A 26221-nucleotide genomic window follows, 5' to 3' on the forward strand; every position below is an offset into this window, starting at 1 on the left:
GCCTGACGACGCGTTCGAGGCGTCCTGACGGGCCGTGACCCCCAGGACAGGGGACGGCCCTCACCCCCCACCCCCCCCGCCCTGGGCGCGGGCGAGGGGGAGACACACGAGACTGTCGTTGCTCCCCCTCGCCCGCGCACAGGGCGAGGGGGTTGGGGGGTGAGGGCCTTCCCCTCCCCTGCGCCGACTAGACCCCGACGACGACGGTCGCCGTCAGGTTCTTCAGCGCCTTGATCATGCTCATCGCCGTGAGCCGGCCCGTCTTCGGGTTCTCGGTCGGGATGTTCTGCAGCACGATCCGTAGCTCGCCGAACTCGCCGCGCGCCTCGATCTCGTGGGTGTTCCGCACGACGGTCGGGTCGGCCACGATGCGGACGGTCGTCCTGTCCAGGCCCAGGCCGGCCAGGCTGATCGCCGCCGCCACGTTGACGTTCTCCGGGAAGCGCAGCGCCGCCTCGCGCGCTGGCCCCTCGTAGAGGACGCGCGGGACGCCGTCCTGCTGGGCCTGTGCGATCTCGTCCGGCGGCAGCAGGCCGGCGGGGGGCTTTCGCACCAGGTGGGTGACCGAGGTCAGGCCGCCGACGGCCCCGGCCGCGATAGCGTCCAGCCCGGCGATGGCCCCGGTGGCGAGGTAGACGCGCTGGCCGTAGTCATGGGCGGCGCGGTAGAGGCGAGCCTCGAAGGCGGCATCTGCGAGCGCGCCGACGCTGATCAGCAGCAAGTCCTTGCCCTGGCGCAGGACGTCCTCGGCGTACGCTTTGAGCGCGTCATGGCCGGCCACCTCCACCACGAGGTCGAGCCGGGTGGCCAGGAAGTCGGCGGCGTCGCCGGTCACCACACAGCCGAGGCGGTCGCGGGCTTCGGCGTCGATGCGCTCTGGTCGGCGCACCAGGACGGCGGCAAGCTCGCAGCGGCCGGCCTCGCCAGCGGCGATGGCGTCCGCCAGCCGCCGGCCAATCGCTCCGAAACCGATCAGGCCCACCCGGAGCGGCTGAGGTGTCTGGTGATCCCTGGTGTCGGTCATCGGCGGCATCCTTTCAAGCGCAACAGCGAGCCTGCGGCTGACAGCGGAGAGCGCTCCACCTCAGGAGCCGCAGGCCAAGGATACTCTGTTGCCGGCAGCCGACACGATGGGGCTGACCGCCGGCCGCGTGTCCGATCGCCGCGCCCCGGGGGGCGGGCTGGTGCGGGGCCGCGTGGCGCGGAGCGGGCCGCCTCAGCCTCCGAGGCGAGCCAGCCCGACAGCGATCTCCGCGCCCACCCGTGCGTTGTTCTCCAGCAGGGCGAGGTTGGCGGCGATGCTCTCGCCGCCGGTCGCCTCGGCGATGGCCGAGAGCAGGAATGGGGTGGTGGCAGGGCCGCGCAGACCGCGCCGCTCGGCCTCGGCCAGGGCGTCCGCCAGGGCCAGTTCGATGCGCTCGTTTTCGAGCGTCTGGCCGGCCGGGGGCGGCACGCCGACCAAGACGCCAGCGCCCGTACCCAGGCGCCAGCCGGCCAGCGCGATGCGGGCTGCGTCCCCCGCGGTTTCGACGCGCGCCGTGACGGGCAGGCCGCTGGCGGCGGCGTAGAAGGCCGGCAGCTCATCCGTCTGCCAGCCGAGGATCGGGACGCCGGCCGTCTCCAACACCTCGACAGTGCGCGGCAGATCGAGCAGGGCCTTCGCGCCCGCGCAGACCACGATGGCCTGACTCCTCGCCAGCTCGACGAGGTCGCCGGAGATGTCGAAGGTCAGCTCTGCGCCCCGGTGCACACCTCCGATGCCGCCCGTCGCCAGGACACGCAGCCCCGTCAGCCCCATCAGCGTCAGGGTGCCGGCGACGGTCGTCGCGCCGTGCTCGCCGCGCGCCACGGCCACGGCGATGTCGCGGCGGCTGCACTTGCGGACCGTGCCAGCGGAGGCCGTCGCCAGCGTCTCCAGTTCGGCGGCGCTCAGCCCGACAATCGGCTGGCCGCTGATGATCCCGCAGGTCGCCGGCGTCGCCCCGCCGGCCCGCACGACCGCTTCAAGTCGCCGGGCGATCTCCAGGTTCCGCGGGTGCGGCAGCCCGTGCGAGATCAACGTCGATTCGAGCGCGACGACGGGCCGACCCTCGTCGAGGGCTGCGCGGACTTCGTCGACGACCTGGATGGCAGGCCGATGGTCAGACATGGCCCGGATTATGGCAGGCGGCCGTCGCCGTGGGAAGCGCCGCGCGACGGGGCTGGCGCGGCCCTGCTCAGTCGTCCACGATCTCACGGCCGGTGATCGATGGCTCGCCCCGCATCGACGCGCGCCGCGAGGGAGACCGGAGCCACTGAAGCACGACGAACCCGGAGACCGCCGTCAGGATCGAGACGAGGTAGAGCCCCGAGCCGGCCATCATGCCGACCGCCGCCGCGAACCAGATGGTGGCGGCGGTCGTCAGGCCGCGCACGGTGGACGGCGTGCGCCAGATGGTGCCCGCGCCCAGGAAGCCGATACCGGTGACGATCTGGGCGGCGACGCGTGCAGGGTCGCGCACGGTGCCCTGATCGACGAAGCCGTACACCGACACCAGCGTGAAGGCTGCCGAGCCGGCGGTCACCATCATGAACGTGCGGAGGCCGGCCGGCCGGCCGGCGCGCTCACGCTCCCAGCCGAGCAGACCGCCGAGTGCGAAGGCCAGGAACATGCGCCAGACCATCTCGAGGTCGTTCGGAAAGATGGTGAAGAGCTGCGTATCGAGCAAAGGCATCACAGACCGCCATGGTCAGCATGAAGGCGATATGGTAGCCGTGCCGACCACCAGAAGGCGAACGGGTGGCGAAGCAGGGCGATTGCATGTTGATGTCGTCGTGCAGCCTTGTCGGGGCCTGAAAGCCCCGCCTACGATCCTGCAGTCGCTGCGCGACGCTCCAGGCTCGCCAGCCCCAGCCGTTCCCGACGGCCGTCGCGCAGCGACTGAATGCGTGTAGGCGGGGACTTCAGTTCCCGACTGCCCGTTCCATGATACTTCGGGTACACCAATGAACATGCAATCGCCCTGCGTCGTGCCGCCGCGTCGGGGCTTGAAAGCCCCGCCTACGATCCTGCAGTCGCTGCGCGACGCTCCAGTCGCACCAGTGCCTGCCATTCCCGACGGCCGTCGCGCAGCGACTGCATGCGTGTAGGCGGGGACTTCAGTCCCCGACCGCCCGTTCCATGATGCTTCGGGGACACCAATGAACATGCAATCGCCCTGCGTCGTGCAGCCCGGGCGAGCGCCCGGCGGCGAGGAACGCGCGACAACAACACCAATGAACATGCAATCGCCCTGCGTCGTGCCGCCTCGTCGGGGCTTGAAAGCCCCGCCTACGATCCTGCAGTCGCTGCGCGACGCTCCAGGCTCGCCAGCCCCAGCCGTTCCCGACGGCCGTCGCGCAGCGACTGCATGCGTGTAGGCGGGGACTTCAGTCCCCGACTGCTCATTTGACGGTGTTTCGGGAACACAGACGACTATGCAATCGCCCCGCGAGGGCCGAAGGTCGATGCCTGGAGGGCAAAGGTCATGCGCCGTGCGGCTACCGGCCGCGTGGCGGCCGGCCCCGCACTGGCCGGGTTGGCGCGGGTCGCCAGCCGCTCTCTCCTGAGTCCAGCCGGTACGGTGGCACGTCGAGCGGCCAGACATCGCAGAGACGCGGGTCGAGCATGCGCGACTCGATGCGCGGATCCTGCTCTTTGAGGGTCAGGTTGCTGGTGATGACCGTTGGCAGCTCGGCGTTGTAGCGGTAGTTCAACAGCTGGAACAGCTTCTCCTGCGCCCAGGACGTGCCGCTCTGCGCGCCGAGGTCGTCCAGCACCAGCAGCGGGGCCGTCCGCACGGCCTCGAAGACCTTGTCGTAGCTGACCTTGCTGTCGGGAGCGTACGCCGAGCGCAGGTAGTCCAACAGGTCTGGCGCGGTGATGAAGTACGCCGTGTTCCCGCCGGCGCGGCGCTCGTTGGCGATGGCGGCGGCGAGGTGCGTCTTGCCAGTGCCTGGCAGCCCGAGCAGCACCAGCCAGCCGACGGGTTCGTTGGCGAACTCGCGGGTGCGCTTGTAGACGCGCCGCATCAGATCACGCTGGTGATCCTCGATGCCCATGCCGTCGGGTCGGAAGCTGGCGAAGGTCATCGACGCGAGCCGTTGCAGTGACAGGCCGCCGAGCCGCTCCAGCGAGGACGCTTCCCAGTCGTCAAGGATGGCGACGTTCGTCAGCGTCACGTCCATGATGCGGGTCTGGAGCCGCTCGTCCAGCTCCTCGGGGCGGAGGTTGGTGGTGATGATGGTTGGCAGCCGCCCGTTGTAGCGGTGGTTCAGCAACTGGAACAGCTTCTCCTGCGCCCAGGGCGTCCCGCTCTGGGTGCCGAGATCGTCCAGGATCAGCAAGGGCGCTTCACGAACGGACTCAAACAGCTCGTCGTAGCCGATGTCGCTGTTGGGGCTGAAGGCGGCGCGCAGGTGATCCAGCAGGTCCGGCACGACGGAGAAGATGACCGCCTCACCTTCGGCCAGCCGGATGTTGGCGATGGCCGCTGCGAGGTGGGTCTTGCCGCAGCCGGGCGGCCCGGCGATCAGCAGCCAGCCTTCTGGCACGTCGGCGTACGCCCGCGCGCGCGCCACGATACGCGCATAGCGCTCGCGGCGACGCGGATCGGTCGAGCGGCCTTCCGGCTCCAGGTTGTCGAAGGTCAGCCGGGTGAGCGGCCCCAGGTTGCTGAGTCGTTCGAGGCGGCTCTGCCGCCGCTCGGCCACCTCCTTGCGGCGGCACGGGCACACCACCAGTTGCCCGAAATCCGGGTGGCCGGCCTCGACATCACGGCGCAGGAAGCCGCGATCCTTGCACTTCGGGCAGGTTGGAGCGGGGTCCGCCGGCGGCTCAGCGCCGAGCGAGCCGGCCGTAGCGCCCTTCAAGGTACTGGCTGGAATCTGGAGGTGGACTAGGGCGTCGCGAAGTCGTTCCACTGCTCCCCCTTCCCTGGCTGGCCCAGGTTTCCAGGATGCGCCGCACGTACCGCCAGCTACGCTTGTTCTGCGCGACGGCCTCGCGGAATGCATCCTCTACCCAGGGCGCCGGATAGTTCTCGGCGGCCTCGCTCAACTCCTCCGCCAGGAGCGGGGTGAGCAACCCGATGTTCTGCTCGTACAGCTCGTAAATCGTTGCGCGTGCCGAGAGATCGGCTGGCTCGTGGGGGGCGGGCACGGGGCCAAGCTCGCCAAGCTGCCGCTCACCGTCCTCGATCTCCTGCACGATGCGCTCGTTCCCGCGCGTGTTGAGGAGGTAGCACTCGTCTTCGGTCGTGCCGTCGGTCACGCGGACGGCCAGCAGCGTGCCTCGGGCTACGGCGCGCGCCAACGCCTCGCTGACCGTCGCGTCGGCGTTGACGCCATGTCGCCCGCGTTCTCGTCCGAGCGCCTGGAGCAGGCCGGAGTCGGTCAGCAGGTGCGCACGCCGCACGAAGCGCGGCGGCCGGGGTTGCGCGTGCAGCAGGCGCAACACGTGCAGGAGCGTCTTCAACTCCGCCAGATCGTCGATCTCGCGCAGGAGCGTCCCGAACACTGCGCCCGGTACCGGGACCAGCTCCATGCGGTCCGGGAAGCCAGGGAAGCGCTTGCGCGGCGGGTTTGCCAGATCCGTCATCAGGGCCGCCCGCTCACTCGTGGTAGACCTCAAGGTCCAGAAACTTGGTCGTGCGCTGGTTGAACAGCAGCGAGACCTGACCTGTGGGGCCGTTGCGGTGCTTGGCGACGTGGATCTCGGCGATGCCCTGCTTCTCGCTCTCCTTGTTGTAGTAGTCGTCGCGGTAGATGAACATGACGAGGTCGGCGTCCTGCTCGATAGAGCCTGACTCCCGCAGGTCCGAGAGGATCGGGATCTTCGGGGAGCGCTGCTCGACGGCGCGCGACAACTGCGAGAGGGCGATAACAGGGACGTGCAGCTCACGCGCGAGGCCCTTGAGCTGCCTGGAGATCTCGGACATCTCCTGCACGCGGTTCATGCCGCCGCCACTGCTGCCGCCGGCCGTCATCAACTGGAGGTGATCCACAATCACCAGATCGAGTGGCACTTCGGCGTGCAGGCGTCGGGTCTTGGCGCGCAGGCTGGTGACCGAGATGCCCGGCGTATCGTCGATGTAGATCTGGGTCTCGGCCAGGACCCCGAGCGCGTGCCCCAGTTTGCGGCTCTCGGCCTCGGTCAGGTTGCCAGAACGCAGGCGGGTGGTCTCGATGCCGGACTCGGTGGCGAGCAGGCGCGCGGCCAGCTGTCCACCGGACATCTCCAGGCTGAAGACGGCGCTGGCGGCCCCGAACTTCAATCCTGCGTTTGCGGCTATCCCTAATGCGAGGCTGGTCTTACCCATCGCGGGCCGAGCGGCCAGGATGATCAGGTCCGAGCGCTGGAAGCCGCCGGCCGTGATCTTGTCGAGATCCACGAACCCCGACGGCACGCCGTACTTGATCCCCTCGCCCTCGCTCTGGAGAGAGAGCTGCTCCAGGTACTCGCGGAGGATGTCGCTCAGGGACGAAAAGTCGCGGTTGGCGCGCTTGTTGGAGACGTCGAACAGGATCTGCTCGCTCTTCTCCAGGGCCGTGTCGGTGTCGAACTGGTTCTGAAAGCCGATGGTGGCGATCTTGCCGCCGGCCGAGATCAGCCGGCGCATGAAGGCGTTGTCGGCGACGATCTTGGCGTAGTTTTCGGCGTGGATCGGCGTCGGCACCACGCCCAACAGCCCCGTCAGGTAGCTGACGCCGCCCACCTGATCGAGCGTCTGGGTGCGGTCCAGCTCGTCGATCAGCGTCAGGTAGTCGACGGGCTCGTGGCGCTCGTAGAGCGCGAGCATCGCCTCGTAGATCGTGCCGTTGCGCTCGCGATAGAAGTCGCGCGCTTCGAGGGCGCTGGAGACGCGGCCGATCACCTCACGGTCGAGGAGGACGCTCCCGAGGATCGCTTCCTCAGCCTCGACGTTATGCGGCGGCAGCCGCTCCGGCTGCTCGTCAAACCGGAGGCGTTCAATAGCCACGGGGTGCTGCTCTTCCTGCCGGCGAACGGCGGCTTACTTGGCCGGCTGGACGTCAACCTTCACGACGGCGCTGACGGCGCGATGCAGGCGGATGGTAACCTCGTGGGTACCGAGCTGGCGGATCGGATCGGCCAGCTCGATCTTGCGCTTGTCGATGGCCTGCCCGAGGTGGGCCGAGAGCTGATCGGCGATGTCGCTGCTGGTGATCGAGCCGTACAGCCGCCCCTGGTCTCCGACCTTCGCGGTCAGGACGACGGGGGCCTGAGTGAGGCGATCAGCCAGCTCACGGGCGGCGGCCTCCTCGGCAGCGGCCTTCTTCTGGGCTGACGCCTTCTTCTGCTCGACGCCCTTGAGCGCGCCCTCGCTTGCCGGAACCGCGAGCTTGCGAGGAATCAGGAAGTTGCGCGCGTACCCATCGGCCACGTCCTTGACCTCACCAGCCTTGCCGGTTCCTGCGACATCTTTGCTGAGAATCACCTTCATGGCTGGGCTCCTTCGCGCAATAGCAGGGGCGGCTCCCTGTGCGGTCAGTATAGCAACGGGTCCGGCGCAGACCTGTGCCTGGCCATCACAATGGCGATCCGGTCCACGGCGGAGGACGGGGCCAGACGGCGCACAGATGCCCGGTTGCGCGGCGAAGACGGCAGTGCACAGGCGTGGCTGTGACCGGCTGTCAGTGGGTTCAGGCGGTCTCATTCCACGCCCCAGCAGCCTACTGGCCCCGGTGCGTCACGATGTGCACGCTCGACCCGACCACGATCACGAACACGATCAGCGGGGCGAGCGGCACGTCCATCACGCGGGGGATGCCGATCAGCGTCAGCAGCCAGAGCACCAGCAGCACGCCGGCCGTGATCGCCAGTGGGCCGCGCATCGTCACCATCAGCCCGAAGATCATCAGCCCCGTCAGGATGTCCGTCAGGTAGACGATCGTCGCGCCGACACGGAACGCCTCGACGCGGATGAAGTCTCGACCGCCTGGCGCGTTGAAGGTCAGTGCCCAGAGTGCTGCCAGCACCAGCACGAAGGCGATCTGCAACATCTGGCTGCTCCGCGGGCGTTCGCACCGTCCCGTCGTCCGGGCCACGGCGAGCGTACCGTCACGAATTCAGGAGCAGCGTATACCTCAAACAAGGGCGGAGGGAAGCCCCCCGCCCGTTCGAGACCTGAATGTGCCGACGATGCCGGCCGGCAGAGGGTCACCAGTTGGTGTAGCTGCCGTCCTCGCGGTGCAGCTTACGTGAGGCCAGCGGCTTGGACGGCTCGCACTTGCGGAGCGCTTGACGGTCGAACTCGATGCCGAGGCCCGGGCGGGTGGGCGGCAGCAGGTAGCCGTCCTTCCACTCGATCTGGACCGGGAACAGATCGTTCAGCATCGCGCCGGGCCGCGTCGGCTGCTCCTGCACGCCGAAGTTGGGCGAGGAGAGGTTCAGCGCCAGGCAGGCGGCGCTGGAGACCGGCCCGAGCGGGTTGTGGGTGACCAGCCGAATGTAGTGGGTCTCGCACCAGCCGGCGATCTTCTTCGCCTCGGTCAGGCCACCGGCGATGCAGAGGTCTACCCGGCAGTAGTCGATCAGGTCATCCTCGATCAGCTCGCGGAACGCCCACTTGCCGGCGTACTGCTCGCCGGCGGCAATCGGCACCTTGGTGGCTGCGCGGACCCGCCGCAGGGCGTTGGTGCTCTCCGAGCGGATCGGGTCTTCGAGGAAGAAGATGCGGTACGGCTCGAGGGCGTTCGCCAGCTCGATGGCCTCGGACGGATCGAGCCGGGTATGGACGTCCACGCAGATCTCGAGATCGTCGCCGAACTCGGCGCGGACGGCCTCGACCTGCTTCACGCAGGCGCGGATCGAGTCGCGCGGCTCCAGCCGCTGCCCCTGCGATGGCAGGTGGAAGCGGGTGAACTTCCAGCCCTCCGCGACCGTCTGCCGAACGTGCTCCAGGTACGCTTCCTGGCCGTCGTCGCAGCGGTTGTGCGGGTAGCAGATGACCTTGTCGCGGACGAGGCCGCCGAGCAGCTGATAGGTCGGGACGCCCAGCTCCTTGCCGCGAATGTCCCAGAGCGCGATGTCCACGGCAGACATGGCCGAGCCGACGATACTGTCGGCCGGGAAGAAGCCGCCCCGGAACATCGTTTGCCAGAGATGCTCGATGCGGCTCGAATCCTCGCCGACGATCTGCTCGCGGATGTGGTCGAACGCGCCGACGATGGCGGCTGAGCGGCTGTTGACGCCGCACTCGCCGATGCCCGAGATGCCGGCGTCGGTATCGACGACGACAAAGAGGAAACTGCGACCGGCCGCCTGGATGGCGAACGGCTCAAGGCCGGTGATCTTCACAGGAGCGTCTCCCTGCCGAGGTGAGGTCAAGTCTCACGCGACAGGGAGACGGTACCCCGGCTGGAGGCCGTCTGCCCAACGCCCGGAGCAGAATGCTGGAGGCTACGACGCGTCCGCCGCCACGTTCAAGCTCGCGGTCGGCGGGAACGCCGACCCGTAGAACGCGAGGTAGCGGTCGACGTTCTCGATCCAATACTCGGCGGCGTGCTCGCCGGGCAGCACGTCGAAGCGGTGTGGGATGCCGCGTGACAGCATGCGCTCGTGCAGCAGCTCGACGTTCGGTCGCCACGGATCGTCCTCGCCCACGTCAATGGCCAGCGTCAGGCGGTAGGCGGTGTTGCTGTCCACGACCTGCCAGAGCGGCGTGACCGTCCGCCAGTACTCTTCGTCCCCGAAGATCGGCTGCAGCTCTGGGGCGAACTGGCTGAACGCCGTCCGAAGGGAGGGGCTGTGCGCCGCTGCGATCCCGAAGGTCCGCGGGTTGGTCAGCGCCAGTCGCAGGGCGCCCTCGCCGCCCATCGAGAGCCCGCCTATCGCCCGTCCCTGTGGCGAGTTGACGGTACGGTAGTCGCGGTCCACCTGGGTGACCACGTCGTTCACGACGTAGTCTGCCCAGCGCGGGCCACTGTAGTGGTTGACCCAGTAGTTCGCGCCGCCGTTCGGCAGCACGATGATGAACGGGTCGATCTCGCCCGTGCGGATCATGCGGTCGGCCGCTTCGAGGATGCCGATGGACTGCCACTCGCTGCTGTCGCCGGCGACGCCGTGCAGCAGGTAGAGCGTCGGGTAGCGGCGCGAGGAGGCGTCGTAGTCGGGTGGGAGCATGACGCGGTAGCTGGTGTGGATGTCCAGCGTGCGGGCGTACAGGGTATCCTCGACGACGGTCGAGCCGCCGGCGTAGGTGTTGAGCACGTTCCGCTGGCGGATGCCGTCCGTGGACGGCCAACTCGGGGCTGACGCGGTTTGCGCCGTCTCGGCCAGTGGGGCGCTTGCTCCGGCGGCCAGAGCGCTCCCGCTGGCGTGTCCAAGGCTGGCGACCAGCAGCAGACCGGCCGCGAGTGCGGTTCCGACACGTCGTATCATCATGTGCTGCATTCCCGGCCGCATGATCGATCTTCTACTACGCTTCAACATGATACCGTTGTTCAACATTCCGTCTCTCACGAAACAAGAAACGGTTGAAACGGGGGACGGGTCCGCCTTTGCCGAGGTTACGGCGCAGAGGTTACGGGCAAAGGTGTACGGGCAACGGTCTGGGGCCAACGGCACGCGGCCGGCGTGACTGACGGTGTGCCTGGCCCGCGCACCCTGGAGAGCACGTCGCATGCCAGTGAAGGCGGCTCGGGAGAGCGCCAGCGGCCGGTGGGCGTCTGGCCAGCGGCGCGCAGGCGTCTGCTAGCGGCCGACCGGTGTCTGGCACGGTGCGCACGGCGCATCCTGCTCGTGGCCGCGCAGGTCGGCCTGGCTGGGCTCGTGGAAGCCAGCGTCGCCGCCGTTGACGACGGTCACGGCTGTCGGATCGTCCTCGTGGGAGATCACGACGACCATCGCGCCGATATCGAGATCCTGCACCGTCTGCGTGTCGCCGTTCTGCGTCTGGATCGTCGTGCGCTGGGTCAGCCGGTAGGTCTCGGTGGCTCCGCCGTCGAACGTCAGGGTGATCGAGCGGGCATCCACGGCGGCCAGCTCGCCCAGCGAGTAGACCAGACCGCTGGATTGCTCGCGCTCGGCCGCGGTGGCTCGGTCAGCGGGCGGCGTGGAGACTGGAACCGGTGTAGCGGCGAACGTCGAGCCGCTCGTGCCGGCCGCCAGGACGATGGCGAGAGCGAGGGCCGCGGCTGCCTGCCAGAGCGCCGCCAGCACCGTCGGCCGTCGCTGCGCCCATCCGCGCCGCTGCTGCCTGTCCGCGTTGCTGCGTTTCATGACAGAAGAGAGATATGCAGAGTGCGGACCAGATGCTGTGTCCGTTCCGGTGAAAGTGCGCGGACCAGGGGGCGGCGCTCATGCTGACCGCCGTGGGCGTCGCCGAGCGTGGCCGGTTGCTCCATACCCGTTCTGGTGATCACAATGCTTGAGGAGGACGTGATGGCCATCCCCCAACCGCGCTCAGACCTTGACGAGCAGAAGCTCATCGAGAAGCACATTGATCTCGACTATGACCGGTACCCGTACCGCCGCGCCGATGCCTGGCTTCGCGAATCCAGAGTCTCAATCTGGGTCATCATTCGCGCTCTAGACACGTACCAGGGAGATCGTGATCGCGTGGCTCGGGATTACGACCTCTCGCAAGAAGAGGTTGATGCAGCACTCGCCTATTATCGACGGCACAGGAAGTATGTGGATGCTCGCATCATCCTTGAAGAGGCGTAGAGGGCATTGGCTCAGCTCTATCTCGACCACAACGTGGCCCGTCGGGTGGGGGAATTGCTCCAGGGTGGCGGACACGATGTGCTCGCCTCCCGCGATATCCAGAGTGAGCGCTTGTCGGACGATGTGCTGCTGCTCGCCACCGTTCGCTTTCACCGAATTTTCGTCACCCATAATCGAGGCGACTTCAAACTGCTACATGATGCCTGGGTGACGTGGCCGGCAGCATTCGGCATCGCGCTTCCATCGCACCCCGGCATTCTGGTGTTGGACGCCGGATCACCCGACACGCTTGCGGAGATAGTCGCGGACTTCCTCGACGCGGTACACCTCGACGCCCTCCTGGATGCTATCTTCTGGTGGCACCGTCGTGATGGATGGCACCGGGCAACTGGCGGTGGGCCGTGGGTGCCGTACCAGCTGTCCGATGACGCCGAGCGGGAGTAGGCGAGATGCCGTTTGAGATCGACCGCAGCCTGTACGCCCGCATGTACGGCCCGACGACCGGCGACCGCGTCCGCCTTGGGGACACCAACCTGCTGGTCGAGGTCGAGCGCGACGACGCGTCGCCGGGTGACGAGACGCTCTGGGGCTTCGGCAAGACCATCCGCGACGCCATGCAGATGTCTGGCCGGGCCGGCCGCGACAGTGAGCTTGACCTGATCGTCGGCGGTGCGCTGATCCTCGACCCGGTCCTCGGCATCTTCAAGGCGAACATCGGCATCAAAGAGGGGCGGATCGTCGCGATTGGGCGGGCCGGCAACCCCGACATCGCCGACGACATCTCCGTCGTCTCGGGGGCCAACACCGGCTGGATCATGGCCGAGGGGCTGATCGCCACGCCGGGCATCGTGGACTGCCACGTCCACCTGGCGACCACCAGCCTGATCCCGGCCGCGCTCTCGGCCGGCACCACGACCATCGTCGGGATGGGCTACGGCCACGTCTCCGATCTCGGCGTGAACCCGGCCCACAACTTCCACCGGCTGCTCGAAGCGTGGGAGGCGTTCCCGATCAACGTCCAGTTGCTCGGGCGAGGGAGCGCGTCCGACCCCGCGGCCGTCGAGCGGAACCTGGAGATGGGGTCGGGCGGCCTGAAGATCCACGAGGACACGGCCGGCTATCCGACCGTCGTGGATACGGCGCTCACCGTGGCCGAGCGGTATGACGTGCCGGTCTGCCTGCACACTGACTCGCACCAGGAGGCCGGCGAGGTCGAGGAGACCATCGCCGCCATCAACGGACGGACCATCCACGCCTACCACATCGAGGGGCTGGGGGGCGGCCACCCGAACGTGCTGGAGCTGTGCAGCCACCAGAATATCCTTGGCTCCTCGACCACCCCGACCATCCCCTACACCGTCAACACCCTGGCCGAGTACCCGGACATGAAGGCCGTCGTGCACCGCATGCACGGCTTCCTGGACGAGGACGCGATCTCGCTGAACTGGCGGGCGCGCGGCGGCACCATCGCGGCGGAGAGCGTCCTGCACGATATGGGCGCCATTGCGATGGTCTCCTCGGACGCGCAGGGCATGGGGCGCATCGGGGAGGTGGTCACGCGGACCTGGCAGATGGCCCACCGCATGAAAGAGGTCTATGGGAGCCGGGGGCCGGACGGTCAGCCGACCCGTAACGACAACGAGCGGGTGCTGCGCTACCTCGCCAAGATCACCATCAACCCGGCCATCGCCCAGGGCATCGCCCACGACGTCGGGTCGCTGGAGCCGGGCAAGCTGGCGGACATCGTCCTCTGGCGGCCGGAGTTCTTCGGGGTCAAGCCGCAGTTCGTCGTCAAGAGCGGCTTCGTGGCCTGGGGGCCGGTCGGCTCCGGCAACGACAGCACCCGCGTCGCCCAGCCGCAGATCTATCGCCCGATGTTCGGCTCGTTCGGGGCAGCCCCGGCCTCGCTGGGCGTGGCGTTCGTGTCGCAGGCGTCCATTGACAACGGGCTGGCGAAACGAGTGCAGCTACGGCGCAAGCTCTCAGGGGTGCGGAACGCCCGCCCGTTGACGAAGGCGAGCTTCCGCTACAACAGCGCCTCGCCGGCGGTGCGCGTCGATCCGTCCTCCCTCGAAGTGGACATCGACGGCACGCGGGTCGATCTGCCGCCCGCCGAGACCCTGCCGCTGACCCAACGGTACTTCCTCTAGCCGTCAGAGCATCGGACGCGCCCTCCGCGAAAAGGGGACGGCCTTCCCTGTCAGTCTCCGAACAGACACCGCCAGCGTTCCCGCTGTAGGATGGCTCTGGAGTCAACCTGGCTCCAGACCTCGGGGGAGGCTGCTCGCTGGTGGTGCGCTCGATCTGGCCGCGGCCTCGACAGATGCTGCGTGGCCTGAGCCTGCTCCTGGTGCTGGCTGTGCTGGCTGTGCTGGCGGCCAGCGTGTCCCCGGCGGCCCCACTACCCGCCCTGGCCGCGCCGGCCGCGAGTGTCAGCGGCCTCCACGTCGCCGGCAACCAGATCCTGAACGGCAGCGGTCAGGTCGTTCGCCTGCGCGGCGTCAACCGGACCTCGGGCGAGTACGCCTGTATCCAGGGCTGGGGCATCTTCGAGGGGCCGACCAGCGACGCCGCGATCCAGGCGATGCTCTCCTGGAAGATCAACGTCGTTCGCATCCCACTGAACGAGGATTGCTGGCTCGACGTCAACACCGGCGGGATCGACCGCCAGTACGTCGGCGCGAGTTACCGAACGGCGGTCACCGACTACGTCAGCCGCCTGACCGCGGCTGGCATCGCCGCGATCCTCGATCTGCACTGGGCCGCCCCCGGCGCCCAGCGGGCGACCGGCCAGACCCCGATGGCGAACCGCGACCACTCCGTCGCGTTCTGGACCTCGGTGGCTTCAACGTTCAAGACCAACACCGCCGTTATCTTCGACCTGTTCAACGAGCCGTACCCCGACAACAACACTGACACCGTGGCTGCCTGGACCTGCCTGCGCGACGGCACGAACGGCTCGGGCGCCTGCCCGGGCGTCGGGTACAGCGCGGCCGGCATGCAGGAATTGCTCGACGCCGTCCGGGCCACCGGGGCCACCAACCTCGTGATGGTGGCCGGCGTGGCCTACACCGGCGTGCTCTCGCGCTGGATGACCTATAAGCCAGTGGACTCGCTGAACCCGCCGAACATCGCGGCCTCCGTCCACATCTATCCCGGCGGCAGCCAGTGCTCGACCGTCACCTGCTGGGACCAGCAGCTCGCACCGATCGCCGCCCAGTATCCGATCATCGCCGGGGAGATCGGGCAGAGCACCTGCGCGCACGACAGGCTCGACACCGTCATCGACTGGTTCGAAGCGAAGGGCCAGCACTACCTCGCCTGGGTCTGGTGGACCGAGCCGTGCGGCTCGTCGCCGTACTACGGGCTGATCACCGACCACCTGACCGGCGCGCCGTCGGTCGGGTATGGGCAGGGGTACAAAGACCGGCTCGCGGCGCTCGTCGGTGCGCCAGCCCCGACGCCGACCGCCACGCCGCCGGGCGTGCCCACAGCGACAGCCACGCGAACCCCGACGGCGACGCCCACGCGGACCGCGTCCCCGACCCCCACGGCTGTATCTGGCGCCACGCCGACGCGTACGGCTACGCCCGGTGGCACGCCCACGGCCCCCTACGTCACCAGCGCTGCTGTCTCGCCGAGCAGCGTGACGCCCGGCGGCGGCGTCTCCATCGGCGCAAACGTGACCATCGCGGCGGCTGGCGTCTACGTGGTGGACGTCGAAGTCCACAATGCGACTGAGCAGAACCTGCGCCAGTGGTACTGGGAGAACCAGTCGTTCGCGGCCGGGCAGACTCGGAGTTATCCGGTCACCTGGAGCGTGCCTGCCAACATGCCAGCCGGCACGTACACGGTCCAGATCGGCGTCTTCAGCGCTGACTGGGGCGTCAACCACTTCTGGGACAGCTACTCGGCGTTCATCACGGTCGGCGCGGCGACCCCAACGCCCACTGCTACCCGCACGCTGACGGCGACCGCTACCCCGACCCGCACGGCGACCCCGCTGCCGCCCGCCGACTGCACCACCCGCCCGAGCGTCACGATCTCGACGCGGCCGCTCGGCGGTGGCCAGCTTGAGGCGACGATCCTGGCCCACTCGACCGCTGCCGTTCCGAGCAACGGCTTTCAGCAGATCCAGTTCACCAGCATCCAGAACGGCAGCGTGCGTGTTGGAAGCTCGCCGGTCACGGTTGGGGCAACCGTCGCGCTCGCGAGCGCCACGTCTACGACCTTGGTGCTGACGCGGGTGCAGGCCGGACAGGCCGCCACCGCCGCGTTCGCCGTCCGCGACCGCTGCGGCGACTGGCACACCTTCGTCGGCGGCGGCCCGAGCGCGTTCTGACCGTGGGGCGTGAGGCGTGAGGCGTGAGGCGTGAGGCGTGAGGCGTGAGGCGTGAGGCGTGAGGCGTGAGGCGTGAGGCGTGAGGCGTGGGAATGATGGTGAAAGCATGCGAGTCCCAATTGTCATCCTGAGCGTAGCGAAGGATCTCACCCGCTGACCGTCAACGCTCGCGTCGCCCGGTGCCCGTCACGTCGCAATGCACCCGCGGGCCGTCAACGCGCCCGTCACCCGCTGACCTTCAGCCTTCGCGTCAGCGGGTGAGGTCCTTCACTGCGCTCGCACGCTCGCTCCGTTCAGGATGACATGGGGTGAGGTGCACGCTCGCTCCGTTGCGCGAGCGTCATCAGCCGACCCATGCCCATCGACCGACGCCCTGCGACCCACGACCCACCCCTGAAACCCGAAACCCGAAACCCAGAACCCAACACCCCGCTCACGCCATCCACGGCGGCACGGCCTTCGACAGGTCGAAGTCGAGCGGGCACTCGACGACGACCGGCCCATGCCGGCCGAGCGCATCGGTGAGGCCGGCGGCGAGATCGGCGTGGGTCGTCAGCTTGATGCCGTGCGCCCCGTACGCCTCGGCCAGTTTGGCGAAGTCCGGGTTCCGCAACTCGACGCCGATGCGCCGCCCGCCGTGGTTCCGATCCTGGAACAGCTTCAGCGCACCGTAGGCGTTGTCGTTGAAGACGATGGCGACCACGTCCACCCCCTCCTGGACGGCCGTCGCCAGCTCCTGCGAGGTGTAGAGGAAGCCGCCGTCGCCGGCCAGGGCCACGGCCTTGCGGTCTGGCCGCCCGATACTCGCGCCGATGGCGGCTGGCAGCGCATAGCCGAGCGTCCCGAACATGCCCGGATGCAGCCAGGTGCGCGGCTCGTAGATCTCCAGCGCCGAGCTTGCCCAGTAGCCCGGCAGGCAGAGATCGTCGGCGACGATGCCGTCGCGAGGGAGGACGGCGCGGATGGCCTCCAGCATCTCCAGCACCGGACCGGCCTGCTCGGCGATCTGGGCACGCTTCATCGTGAGGATCGCCGGTACGTCGCACCAGACGCCGTGGCCGTCCGCGACGCCTGGGGCCGCGCCGAGGGCGTCGCCCAGCCGCTCCAGCACCAGCCGTGCATCCCCGACGATCCCAACGGCCGCCGGACGGTGCCGCCCGATGGCGGTCGGGTCTACGTCGATGTGGACGACCGGGTCGGGCAGCTTCGCGCCGCGATCCGCCACCGTCACGTAGTCCATGCTGGCCCCGACGATCAGCGTGGCGTCGGCTTCGGCCAGCAGACCGTCAAAGTAGGACATCCGCCCCCAGCCGTCGCCCAGCGCGTGCGGATGATCGTCGGGGACCGCGCCGCGCCCGTGGCCGGTCATGATGACGGGCGCACGCAGCTGACCGACGACCCGCAGCAGCGCGTCGGTGGCCTCGGCGGCAACCGCGCCGCCGCCGGCCAGCACAACCGGCTTGCGCGCCTTCCCGAGCACGTCGGCCGCCCGCCGGATGGCGTCAGGATCGCCGGTGGCTCGCTGGAACCCTTCGACCGGCGGCAGCGGCTCGACGTCGGCCTCGGCGGCGGCCACGTCCAGCGGCACCTCGACGAATGTCGGGCGCGGGTGGCTCGTCGCCATCTGCTGGACTGCTTCGCGGATCAGGCGCGGGGCGTCGGCTGGGCTGGTCAGCCGCCGCGCGCTGGACGTCACCGAGCCGACCACCTCCAGCGAGGCATGCAGCTCGTGGAACTCCTCCCGCCGGAGATCGAGCGTCGGCAGGGGATTCTGGCCCGCCAGCGCCAGCACCGGCACCGAATCCAGGTAGCTCTGCCCGAGCGCCGTCATCAGGTTCGTCAGCCCCGGCCCCGGCACGACAATGCAGGCGGCCGGCCGGCCTGTGGCCCGCGCGAAGCCGTCGGCCATGAAGCCGGCCCCGCCCTCGTGGCGAGTCGTGACGACGCGGACGTCGTCCAGGTCCGTCAACCCATCAAACAGAAGCGAGTTGTGCGTTCCGACGATCCCGAAGACGTGGTCGATGCCCTCGGCGCGCATGGCTCGCGCCACCGCCTGCCCGCCCCGAAGTCGCACCATTGCGTGCCTCCATCGTTGGTGGCGATCTGAGAGTCTAGCACCTTGCGCTGGTGACTCGAACGTCGTGCTGGTTCTCCGGCGGCTGGCGCGGTAAGCTACTCGGTCGGACGATGCTTCCGACGGCCGCCACAACGCTCGGACTCTCCAGGGCGGCCGCGCGGACCTGCCAATGGAGGCGGACGATGCAGTATCGGCGATTTGGGCGAACCAATCTGCAAGTCTCGGCGATGGGCTTCGGCACCTGGCCGATGTCCGGCGACCGCTACGGCGCAATCGAGATCGACGAGGCCGTCAAGGCGATTCAGGCGGCCATTGACGCCGGCGTCAACTGCGTGGACACCGCGCCCGCCTACGGCGCTGGCCACTCTGAGACGGCGGTGGCGCGTGCCCTGAAGGGCCGCCGCGACAAGGTGATCCTGGTCACCAAGTGCGGCATCAACCGCCGCCCGGATCAGGCGACGGCCAGCCGCGATTCGAGCCGCGCCAACATCCTGGCCGAGGTCGACATCAGCCTCAAGCGGCTGGAGGTGGACTACCTCGACGTCTACCTGATCCACTGGCCCGATCAGACTGTCCCGTACGACGAGGCGTTCGCGGCGATGGACGAGGTCGTCAAGTCGGGCAAGGTCCGCTTTGTCGGCGTCTCCAACTTCACCGTGGATCAGATGAAGGAGTGCATGAAGGCACGTCCCATCGACGTGATCCAGGTTGGCTACCACCTGTTCGACCGCCGCATGGAGAAGGAGATTTTCCCCTTCTGCGCCGAGAACGACATCGGCGTGATGGGGTACGGCTCGCTGGCGCACGGCCTGCTGACGGGCACCTTCTCTGCTGACATGACCTTCGACGCGCTGGACTGGCGCGGCGGCGGCGTCTACTTCGGGCAGCCGATCCTCAAGGGCAAGAACCTGGGGATCAACGTGGACGTGGTCAACCGGATCAAGGCCGAGATCGCCGATCCGCGCGGCGTGCCGCTGACGCAGATCGCGCTGGCCTGGGTGCTGCGGAACCCGGTCCTCAGCACGGCGCTCGTCGGCTCGCGGAACTCCGCCGAGCTGGCCAGCAACCTCGCCGGCACCGAGCTGACGCTCTCGGATGACGAGGTCGCGCGGATCGAGGAGATCATGAAGGGCGCGGCCGGCATGCACGACATCTTCACGCCGCTCCGCCAGGCGATGGAGGAGTGGGGCCCGATCGCGGAGCCGCAGCCAGCGACGTAGGCAGCGGAAACCAGCACGCTGGCGGGCGCTCCGGCTGTAGAATCGCGGAGCGCCCGCCGACGGCCACGCTCGCCGGCTCTCGCTGCCACCCCTCGTTCTGGAGCCGCGCCGCGTGCGTTTGATCCTCTCTCTCGGTTGTCTGCTGCTGGCTGTCGGCGCGTTGATGACGGTCCCCACGGATGGGCGCGCCAGGGCCGCCACGGACGACCAGGGCGTGCCTGAGCTGCGTCAGCGCGGCGAGAGCACAGAGTCGCTGGGCTGGGTGCTCCCTCAGACCGTCCGCCTGGACGGCGTCACGCTCCCCCGCACGCGCGCAGCCCTCCTGCGGGAGCGCGCCAGCCGCACCTGGGCCAACGACGCCGTGGGCGTGGCTCGCCTGAACGCCATCCTGGCGACGGAGGGCTTCCGCCGCTCCAAACTGGTGTTGGACCGCTGGATCCCCCGGTTCGACCCTGGTACCGGCCTGCTGCCGACCGACGTGCTGCCGGAGGGCCACCTCTGGGCCTACGGCGACACTGGCTCAGACCTGTACCCGCATCTGGCGATTGCCGCGCATCTGCTGGAGCCGGAGAGCGACCCGCTCTTTCTGAACCTGCTGGCCCGCGAGCGGCAGCTTGGGCCTGATGTCCCCGACGACGTGCGGGTGCCCGGCGGCCAGCCGCTCGGCCTCAGCGAGCAGGACCGCATCTTCGGCGTGGCCGAGTACGCGAAGGACGGCCTGCTGCCGATGGTGGATCGGCTCGGGCCGGACCCGTGGCTGGGGCGGCTGGTCGAGATCGCGGATCGTCTGCTGGCAGCGTCGTCCGTCAGGACACGGGCGCATGGGCTGGTGCCGGCCGATTCGACAGAAGTCAACGGCGACGTGCTCCAGATCCTGGCCCGCGTCTACTGGGCCACCCGCGATCCGAAGTACCTGGAGGCGGCCGGGCGGATCAGCCGGACCTACACCGAAGAGGTCTTCCCGGTCACGACGTTCCTCCCGCCGAACCGCTGGGACTTTGTCGAGAAGGAGCCGCTCGACCGCCGACGCTTCCGCCTGTCGGATCACGGCAACGAGATCCTGCCGGGGCTGCTCGAATGGCACCTCGCCGCGACGCTCTCAGGCGACCCGCGGGCCTCGACCGACCGGCTGGCGATCCGTCGCATGCTCGACCGGCTGGCCGACCGTGCGCGCAGCCCGGACGGGTTGTGGATGCGGGTCATCGAGATCCCGTCAGGGCGGGTCGATCAGGAGGGCTTCTCGGACAACTGGGGATACGTGTCCCAGGCGTTCCTGATCCAGTCGCTGGTCGAGCGGGTCGCCCCCGATGGCGACCCCGAGGCCAGCGCCCGCTATCGTGAGGTGGCGGCGAAGTCGCTGGCCGGCGTCACCAAGTACCGGGCCTACGCCTGGCAGTCCGGCGAGATGGATGGGTACGCCGACGCCATCGAGAGCGCCCTCTACATGCTCCACGAGATCGACGATCCGCAGGCCGCCATGTGGGTAGACGATCAGCTTGGCGTGCTGTACGGGTTCCAGAACGCCGAGGGCGCGGTCGTCGAGCGTGACCTGGACGGCAACTTCATCCGCAGTACCCTGAACAACGCCTACCGGCTCACCGGCGGCGCGCGCTTGGCGCCCTGGTCCCCCAACCTCTGGCTGGGCGGCGTGAAGGAGGGCGGCTGCCTCGTGCTGTGGGCGGCCAGCGATGTCGCCTGGAGCGGCTCGCTGGTGCTGGATCGGCCCCGCCACCGCGACTACCTGAACATGCCGTACGACTATGCCCGGCTGAACAAGTGGCTGGAGTGGTACACCGCCGAGGCCGGGTCGGGGTATCGAGTGGAGGACAGTGGCCGTGCAGCCACCACGGTCGATGGGGCAGTGCTGATTCAGGGGTTGCCGCTGACGCTGGCGGCCGGCGAGCAGCGGACGCTCAAGGTGTGCCGCGACGGCTGATGCCGTCACGCGCGCCACTTGCCCTGGCGGTTCAGCCCCCCCATCGATGGAAGTGGCCGTCATCGCGGTCAACGACCGGGGCAATCCCGGGTCAGGATCGGCCCCGGACGCCGCTGGGAGCGACCTCAGCCGCTGGGAGCGACCTCAGCCGCTGTCGGTGACGTAGTTGACCGAGATGTCGCCGGTCGCCGAGGGCAGGGCAGTCACACGGGTGCCCTGAACATCGGGGCTGCCGATGGCAATCGGAGCCACGGCGATCGCCATCAGTCCGATGGCCAGCACCAGCGAGCGAAACGTTCGACGCATCACGCACTCCTTTCGAGCCAGCGGGTCCGGGCCGGTCGCACCAGGCAACCGAGCCGGCCCGATCGGGCTCTGCCTTCAGTCTGGTGCGCCCGCCCCGGACACGGGCCGAACGACACCCAGACGTCCCTGAAGGTGACCTGAAAACAGGCTGTCTGCCCGGCAGCTCTCCCGGCTGCCGGCTACGCGACCAGTCCGTGGCCATCTGGACAACGCCTGACGCGTTATCGCACAGGCCCTAGGCGGCGACCCCCTCGATAACCCCCATGAGGTGATTTGCGGGATACCAGGAGCGGATGTGGCGAAAGCCAGCCGCTTCCAGCAGCTGCGCGTACTCGGACTCCGTCCGCTCGCGACCCGTCCCCCAGCAGAGCATGTGGATGTCGAAGAGCTTCGCGAAATGCGGCTCCCGCGGCCCCGGAACGATGTACTCGATGACGAAGACGCGCCCTGGCCCGGTCGCGGCGGCGCGGATGTTCTTCAAGATCGCGACGCACTCCTGGTCGTTCCAGTCGTGCAGGATGTGCTTTAGCGAGTAGGCGTCTGCGGCAGGCGCCTCGGTGAACATATCCCCCCCGACAGCGTGACAGCGGTCGCTCAGTCCCATCTGTGGGGCGATCTGGTGTTCCCGGTCGTCCGTCACGTCGGGGAGGTCCAGCAGGATGCCGGTGAGCTCGGGATAGGCCACGAGCAGGCTGCACAGCAGGTGGCCGTACCCGCCCGCGACATCGCACCACGTCCGCACGTCGGAGAGGTCGCTCTCCGCGAGCGCCTCCACGACGAGCTGCGACTCGACGGCCGAGTAGCTGGTCATGGCCTGGTTGAACACGTCACCGTAGCCGGGGTTCGCCTTGGCGTACTCGAAGCCCATCATGCCGAACTCGCGGACAAAGCCGTTCTGTTTGCCGTCCCGGATCAGTGACGGGAGGTGCTTCCACAGGGCGTAGTGCTCGGGACCCTCCTCCAGCAGTGCCATCGAGCGGAGCGACCGGGGATGGTCCGCGCGGAGCAAGGCTCCCGCGTCGGTGAGGCGGAACCCGTGATCCTCATCCTCAGTCAGCAGCCCCAAAGAGCCGAGTGCCCGCAGCAGGCGGTAGGTGAGGGGCGGGTCGGCGTCGATCATGGCGGCCGTCATCTCCGATGACCGCGTCTCCGTCGCCGAGAGCTGGTCGAACACCGCCAGTTGGGCACCAGTGAAGAGGATCTGACTGCGCCACCGTCCGAAAATGAGGTCGCTGACCCTGCCCGTAACGTCCGCACTCATGGCCTACCTGCCTTTCTTTCCTACGAAGGACTCGTGAAGAAGCAACGTTCTGTTCTCTGATCGTGCCCGCTCTGGACGCTCAAGAAACTGAGCAGACGGGCACGCCGCCTGAAAACGGACTGAGAATGGGAGAATCAGGCGCCGATTGAGCGCTCCCTAGAACGGCCACCGGGCTGCGGCAGCCACGACCACCGGCGCGAACAGCAGCGCCGGCAGCATGTTCGCCACGCGGACTTCCTTCAGTTCGAGGAGCACCAGTCCAAGCCCGAACAGCAGCACGCCGCCCGTCGCGGTCGCGGCGGCGATCATCGGGTCCGAGACGACCGGCGCGACCAGCCGCGCGCCGAGGGTGAGCGTCCCCTGCACCACCAGCACCGTCCCCGCCGAGAGCAGCACGCCCCAGCCCAGCACCGATGCGAACGTCAGCGCCGCGATGAAGTCCAGCACGCTCTTGAGCGCCAGCAGCTTGTACTCGCCGCGCAGGCCATCTTCGAGCGACCCCATGACCGTCAGCGACCCAACGCAGAACAGCAGGCTCGTCGTCACGAAGGCCCGGCTCACCGTGCTGTCCCCGCTCGAAACCCGCTGCTCCAGGGCCGCCCCGAGAGATTCGAGACGGTCCGCGATCCGACAGATCTCCCCGACCACCAGGCCGAGGATCACGCTGACCAGCGGCACCAGCGGGTTGGCGTACACCAGGAAGTTGGAGACACCGACCAGGAGGGTCACGATGCCGATGGCCTGCATCGCCGTCGTGCGGATGCCCTCCGGGAGCCTCGCGCCGACCAGCAGCCCGATGCTGCCGCCCGCCAGCACCGCGACGACGTTGATGGCGGTGCCCACCCCGATCACGCGGCGCCCACACCCGAGAATGCGGTCATCAGATCGTCGGCGCCGACGATCTTGCGCGTGAGCAGGCCGAGCGTCTCAATTGACGCGTCGTGTGCTTCCTGGGTTGACGACGTGCAGCAGTCCGCCACCACGTAGACGTCGAACCCGGCGTCGGCGAGGTTGCGCGCAGTACTCTCCACCGAGAGGTTCGTCGAGACACCCAGGATCGCGACGCGCATGACGTCGCGCGCGCGAAGCTGTCGGATCAGATCGGTGCCGGCGGTGCCCGCCACGCGCGTGTGGCTGACGACCACGTCCCCCGCCCGTGGCGCGAGCTCGGGGACGATCTCCGCGCCGGGCGAGCCGTCCACCAGGGCGTTGCTCTGGCCGACCAGCTCGAACAGCGGACTGTTTGCGACAAGGTCCGAATAGTCGTCTCTGAAGCAGACGCGGGTGTAGAAGATCGGGATACCGCGCTCGCGAGCGCTGGCGAGGACGCCTGCCGTCCTCCCAACAACTCCGGTGCGCTGCACCATCTCGCCGTAGATCGCGCCGAATGCCCCTTCACGCGTCACGATGTCTCGCTGCCAGTGGACGGCGAGGACGGTGTCGATCTGTGGATGCATGGACATGCTCCTCCGTACGCAGGTGGCTGATCGCGCAATGTCGGAGACGGGCGACGGTCCCGGGCCAGCACGCGGGCGGTGGTCTCGGGTTCATCCAAACGGCCGACTCAGCGCGCTGGCGCGGCGCTCGACGGGATGCGCTCGGCGGGGATCGCCCACGACGTATCGGCTCCGTAGGGGTGGTCGATGTAGAAGCGCCACTCGCCGTTCGGCTGCCGGCGCATCACCTCCATCGCGTGGTGGTGCAGCTCGATCGGCTCCCCGTCACGCCCGGTGCCAGTGATCCGCCACTGGGATCGCACCAGCGCGTAGTCGCCGGCCCGCGTGACGTGGTGGATCGCCACGTCCATGTGCGGTGCGAGGCCGACGTAGTCCGCCATCACCTCGCGGATGCCCTGGTCGCCCCGGGCGACGGTACCCCCGAAGACGTCGAGCCGAACCACGCTTGCTTCAGGGTCGTAGAGCGCCACGCAAGCGTCCAGGTCCTGCGCGTTGAACGCTTCAGCCAGCAAGTAATCGACCTGCTCCGGCTCTCGTGCGGGCATGTTGGTCCTCCACTGGTGGTGCCTTCGCGGTGTCTTTTGCGCACCCAGCCAGCACGCCGGAGTTGCCGGCATGCTCGGGTGCCTCCGGACCTGGGTCAGACTGCCGGCGGGTAGGTCACGACACCGGCGGGATGTTGTGGCTGACGCGAAACAGGTTGCGGGGGTCATAGGTCGCCTTGATGGCGGCCCGCCGCTCGAGGTCTTCCTGCTTTGTCGTCCTGCTTCCAGGATGCCGGTCGCCCGGCGAGCAGGGCATCGCCCAAACGTGGATGCCGGGGTGGAACGATGGCATTCCCTGGTGTCAGGCGGTTGCCGGGGCGTCTGCCGATGGGCGCGAAGCGAGTGTGACCGGTCAGGAGCCCTGGAGGATGAAGTCGGGTCCCCGCCACGCCAACGCTGAGACGGGACCGCTTCGTTCCAGCCCGAAGCAAACTGGTGGCGCCCGGGTGAGCCTGTCGGCCAGGCCCGGGCGTCACGCTCGGCGGCCGCGACTATTGGGCGCGGTCCAGGACGATCGAGTTGATCGGCGTCAGGTCAACGTCGATGAACCTCGGGGTGTGCAAGAAGCCCTGGCAGCCCTTACCGTCGAAGCCGGTGCAGGTCCGTGCGACTGCCCCGTCCACCTGGTTGTTGAAGACCCGCTTCTCGCCGATCTGATTGCTCAGGTTGTGGGCGCCGTAGCTCCAAAAGACCAGCGACGGCCGGTCGCCGTTCCAACTGGCATTCGGGTAGACACAGACGGCACCGGCGGGGCAGCCGTGCCGCTCGTGCGTCCCCTCCTTGTCGCCCGGTTCGGGCGCGGCGTGGGCGCCCGCGGGCGTGAGCACCAGCGGAGCGACGAGCAGTGCAGATGCCGCGAACGTGCGAGCGAGTCTTGCGAAACGCATGGTTCTCCTCCGGAGATGTCATCTCGCACCGAAAAAGTGCCGGCATGGATGTGGGGTCGCACGACCCCACGGCGACCGGCCGTGATGCGGACGCAGACACCGGTGCTTGCATCCCGAGTCGCGTGGTCCGGCGTCTCCTCACAGTGTGCGGCGGCCCGCCCGAAGGGCTGCGTGACGGTCGGCCTGAGGGCCTGAACGTCGCCTGAAACCGGTTCGCGGTGCCGGTCGCGTGGGTGGGGGCCAGGCCGGCGCTACCGGCGTTGACGGGTGACGTCGATGGCCTCGGCAATCGCCTCGGTGGCGTCCTTGCCGTCGCCGGTCGGGTCGAGGTTCGCCAGGATGACGGTCGACTCCCCGGTCTCGGGCTTGAAGACGGCCAGGCTGTGGAAGCCGAGGATCGAGCCGTCATGCCCGATCTGGCCGTCGAGATTGCCGATGCCAAGCCCGTAGCCGAAGGGTGGCGCGCCCGGATCGCGTTTGAAC

26 protein-coding genes are annotated in these 26221 nt (G+C 68.6%); 6 read left to right on the forward strand and 20 right to left on the reverse strand.

The annotated features are described in order from the left end of the window. Window positions 1-187: 187 nt before the first annotated feature. The 11 genes from IT306_23470 to IT306_23520 form a co-directional block, all read right to left on the reverse strand. The gene (locus tag IT306_23470; protein ID MCC7371398.1) at window positions 188-1024 is read right to left on the reverse strand and encodes an aspartate dehydrogenase; all 837 of its coding nucleotides are present in this window, start codon (window positions 1022-1024) and stop codon (window positions 188-190) included. Window positions 1025-1216: 192 nt separating this feature from the next. Further along, complete coding sequence (locus IT306_23475; protein MCC7371399.1) at window positions 1217-2149, reverse strand: pseudouridine-5'-phosphate glycosidase; 933 nt, start codon at window positions 2147-2149, stop codon at window positions 1217-1219. 67 nt (window positions 2150-2216) lie between these two features. Then, window positions 2217-2714, reverse strand: a complete 498-nt coding sequence (locus IT306_23480; GenBank protein MCC7371400.1) for an MgtC/SapB family protein — start codon at window positions 2712-2714, stop codon at window positions 2217-2219. An 805-nt stretch (window positions 2715-3519) separates the two neighbouring features. Then, complete coding sequence (locus IT306_23485; GenBank protein ID MCC7371401.1) at window positions 3520-4890, reverse strand: ATP-binding protein; 1371 nt, start codon at window positions 4888-4890, stop codon at window positions 3520-3522. Further along, a complete protein-coding gene (locus tag IT306_23490; GenBank protein MCC7371402.1) occupies window positions 4856-5563 on the reverse strand; it encodes a DnaD domain protein in 708 nt (235 codons plus the stop codon). Before IT306_23490 ends, IT306_23485 begins: the two co-directional genes overlap by 35 nt. Before the next feature lie 67 nt (window positions 5564-5630). Further along, window positions 5631-6992, reverse strand: a complete 1362-nt coding sequence (dnaB, locus tag IT306_23495) for a replicative DNA helicase (protein MCC7371403.1) — start codon at window positions 6990-6992, stop codon at window positions 5631-5633. 39 nt (window positions 6993-7031) lie between these two features. Continuing rightward, on the reverse strand, window positions 7032-7481 hold the full coding sequence (locus IT306_23500; protein ID MCC7371404.1) for a 50S ribosomal protein L9: 450 nt from the start codon (window positions 7479-7481) through the stop codon (window positions 7032-7034). A gap of 229 nt (window positions 7482-7710) precedes the next feature. Further along, window positions 7711-8040: a hypothetical protein gene (locus tag IT306_23505; protein ID MCC7371405.1), complete on the reverse strand. Its 330-nt coding sequence runs from the start codon at window positions 8038-8040 to the stop codon at window positions 7711-7713. Window positions 8041-8197: 157 nt separating this feature from the next. Then, entirely contained in the window at window positions 8198-9337 is a 1140-nt protein-coding gene (locus tag IT306_23510) for a mandelate racemase/muconate lactonizing enzyme family protein (GenBank protein MCC7371406.1), read from the reverse strand. A 102-nt stretch (window positions 9338-9439) separates the two neighbouring features. Continuing rightward, window positions 9440-10423, reverse strand: coding sequence for a hypothetical protein (locus tag IT306_23515; GenBank protein MCC7371407.1), 984 nt, complete (start codon window positions 10421-10423; stop codon window positions 9440-9442). Between the two features lie 309 nt (window positions 10424-10732). Then, complete coding sequence (locus tag IT306_23520; protein MCC7371408.1) at window positions 10733-11260, reverse strand: hypothetical protein; 528 nt, start codon at window positions 11258-11260, stop codon at window positions 10733-10735. A 162-nt stretch (window positions 11261-11422) separates the two neighbouring features. On the opposite strand from IT306_23520, the gene IT306_23525 reads away from it, so the two are divergent. The 4 genes from IT306_23525 (at window position 11423) to IT306_23540 (ending at window position 16049) form a co-directional block, all read left to right on the forward strand. Next, window positions 11423-11707: a DUF433 domain-containing protein gene (locus tag IT306_23525; GenBank protein MCC7371409.1), complete on the forward strand. Its 285-nt coding sequence runs from the start codon at window positions 11423-11425 to the stop codon at window positions 11705-11707. Between the two features lie 6 nt (window positions 11708-11713). Further along, window positions 11714-12151, forward strand: a complete 438-nt coding sequence (locus IT306_23530; protein ID MCC7371410.1) for a DUF5615 family PIN-like protein — start codon at window positions 11714-11716, stop codon at window positions 12149-12151. Between the two features lie 5 nt (window positions 12152-12156). Further along, window positions 12157-13857, forward strand: coding sequence for an urease subunit alpha (locus tag IT306_23535; protein ID MCC7371411.1), 1701 nt, complete (start codon window positions 12157-12159; stop codon window positions 13855-13857). Window positions 13858-14030: 173 nt separating this feature from the next. Further along, on the forward strand, window positions 14031-16049 hold the full coding sequence (locus tag IT306_23540) for a cellulase family glycosylhydrolase (GenBank protein ID MCC7371412.1): 2019 nt from the start codon (window positions 14031-14033) through the stop codon (window positions 16047-16049). 433 nt (window positions 16050-16482) lie between these two features. On the opposite strand, the gene IT306_23545 is transcribed toward IT306_23540, so the two are convergent. Continuing rightward, the gene (locus tag IT306_23545; GenBank protein MCC7371413.1) at window positions 16483-18126 is read right to left on the reverse strand and encodes a thiamine pyrophosphate-binding protein; all 1644 of its coding nucleotides are present in this window, start codon (window positions 18124-18126) and stop codon (window positions 16483-16485) included. A gap of 182 nt (window positions 18127-18308) precedes the next feature. Between IT306_23545 and IT306_23550 the strand changes: the two genes are divergently transcribed. Together IT306_23550 and IT306_23555 are read left to right on the forward strand one after the other, a co-directional pair. Continuing rightward, the gene (locus IT306_23550; protein MCC7371414.1) at window positions 18309-19346 is read left to right on the forward strand and encodes an aldo/keto reductase; all 1038 of its coding nucleotides are present in this window, start codon (window positions 18309-18311) and stop codon (window positions 19344-19346) included. Between the two features lie 112 nt (window positions 19347-19458). Further along, window positions 19459-21282 carry a hypothetical protein gene (locus IT306_23555; protein ID MCC7371415.1) on the forward strand — a complete coding sequence of 608 codons (1824 nt, stop codon included), beginning with the start codon at window positions 19459-19461 and terminating at the stop codon, window positions 21280-21282. A gap of 144 nt (window positions 21283-21426) precedes the next feature. Here the strand turns inward: IT306_23555 and IT306_23560 are convergent, their stop codons facing one another. From IT306_23560 to IT306_23595, 8 genes are all read right to left on the reverse strand, one after another. Beyond that, complete coding sequence (locus IT306_23560; protein MCC7371416.1) at window positions 21427-21588, reverse strand: hypothetical protein; 162 nt, start codon at window positions 21586-21588, stop codon at window positions 21427-21429. 235 nt (window positions 21589-21823) lie between these two features. Next, window positions 21824-22849, reverse strand: a complete 1026-nt coding sequence (locus IT306_23565) for a hydroxyneurosporene methyltransferase (GenBank protein MCC7371417.1) — start codon at window positions 22847-22849, stop codon at window positions 21824-21826. A gap of 156 nt (window positions 22850-23005) precedes the next feature. Then, window positions 23006-23692 (reverse strand): DUF554 domain-containing protein, encoded by a 687-nt coding sequence (locus tag IT306_23570; GenBank protein MCC7371418.1) that lies wholly within the window; start codon window positions 23690-23692, stop codon window positions 23006-23008. A gap of 5 nt (window positions 23693-23697) precedes the next feature. After that, window positions 23698-24306, reverse strand: coding sequence for a cysteine hydrolase (locus IT306_23575; GenBank protein ID MCC7371419.1), 609 nt, complete (start codon window positions 24304-24306; stop codon window positions 23698-23700). Between the two features lie 107 nt (window positions 24307-24413). Next, a complete protein-coding gene (locus tag IT306_23580; protein ID MCC7371420.1) occupies window positions 24414-24851 on the reverse strand; it encodes a nuclear transport factor 2 family protein in 438 nt (145 codons plus the stop codon). Between the two features lie 115 nt (window positions 24852-24966). Further along, a complete protein-coding gene (locus tag IT306_23585) occupies window positions 24967-25143 on the reverse strand; it encodes a BBE domain-containing protein (GenBank protein MCC7371421.1) in 177 nt (58 codons plus the stop codon). Window positions 25144-25342: 199 nt separating this feature from the next. Continuing rightward, window positions 25343-25738: a hypothetical protein gene (locus IT306_23590; GenBank protein MCC7371422.1), complete on the reverse strand. Its 396-nt coding sequence runs from the start codon at window positions 25736-25738 to the stop codon at window positions 25343-25345. A gap of 251 nt (window positions 25739-25989) precedes the next feature. After that, window positions 25990-26221 (reverse strand): serine hydrolase (locus IT306_23595; protein MCC7371423.1); only part of this gene is annotated, 232 nt, incomplete at its 5' end.

It is taken from the genome of Chloroflexota bacterium, assembly GCA_020850535.1.
Lineage (GTDB): Bacteria > Chloroflexota > UBA6077 > UBA6077 > JACCZL01 > JADZEM01.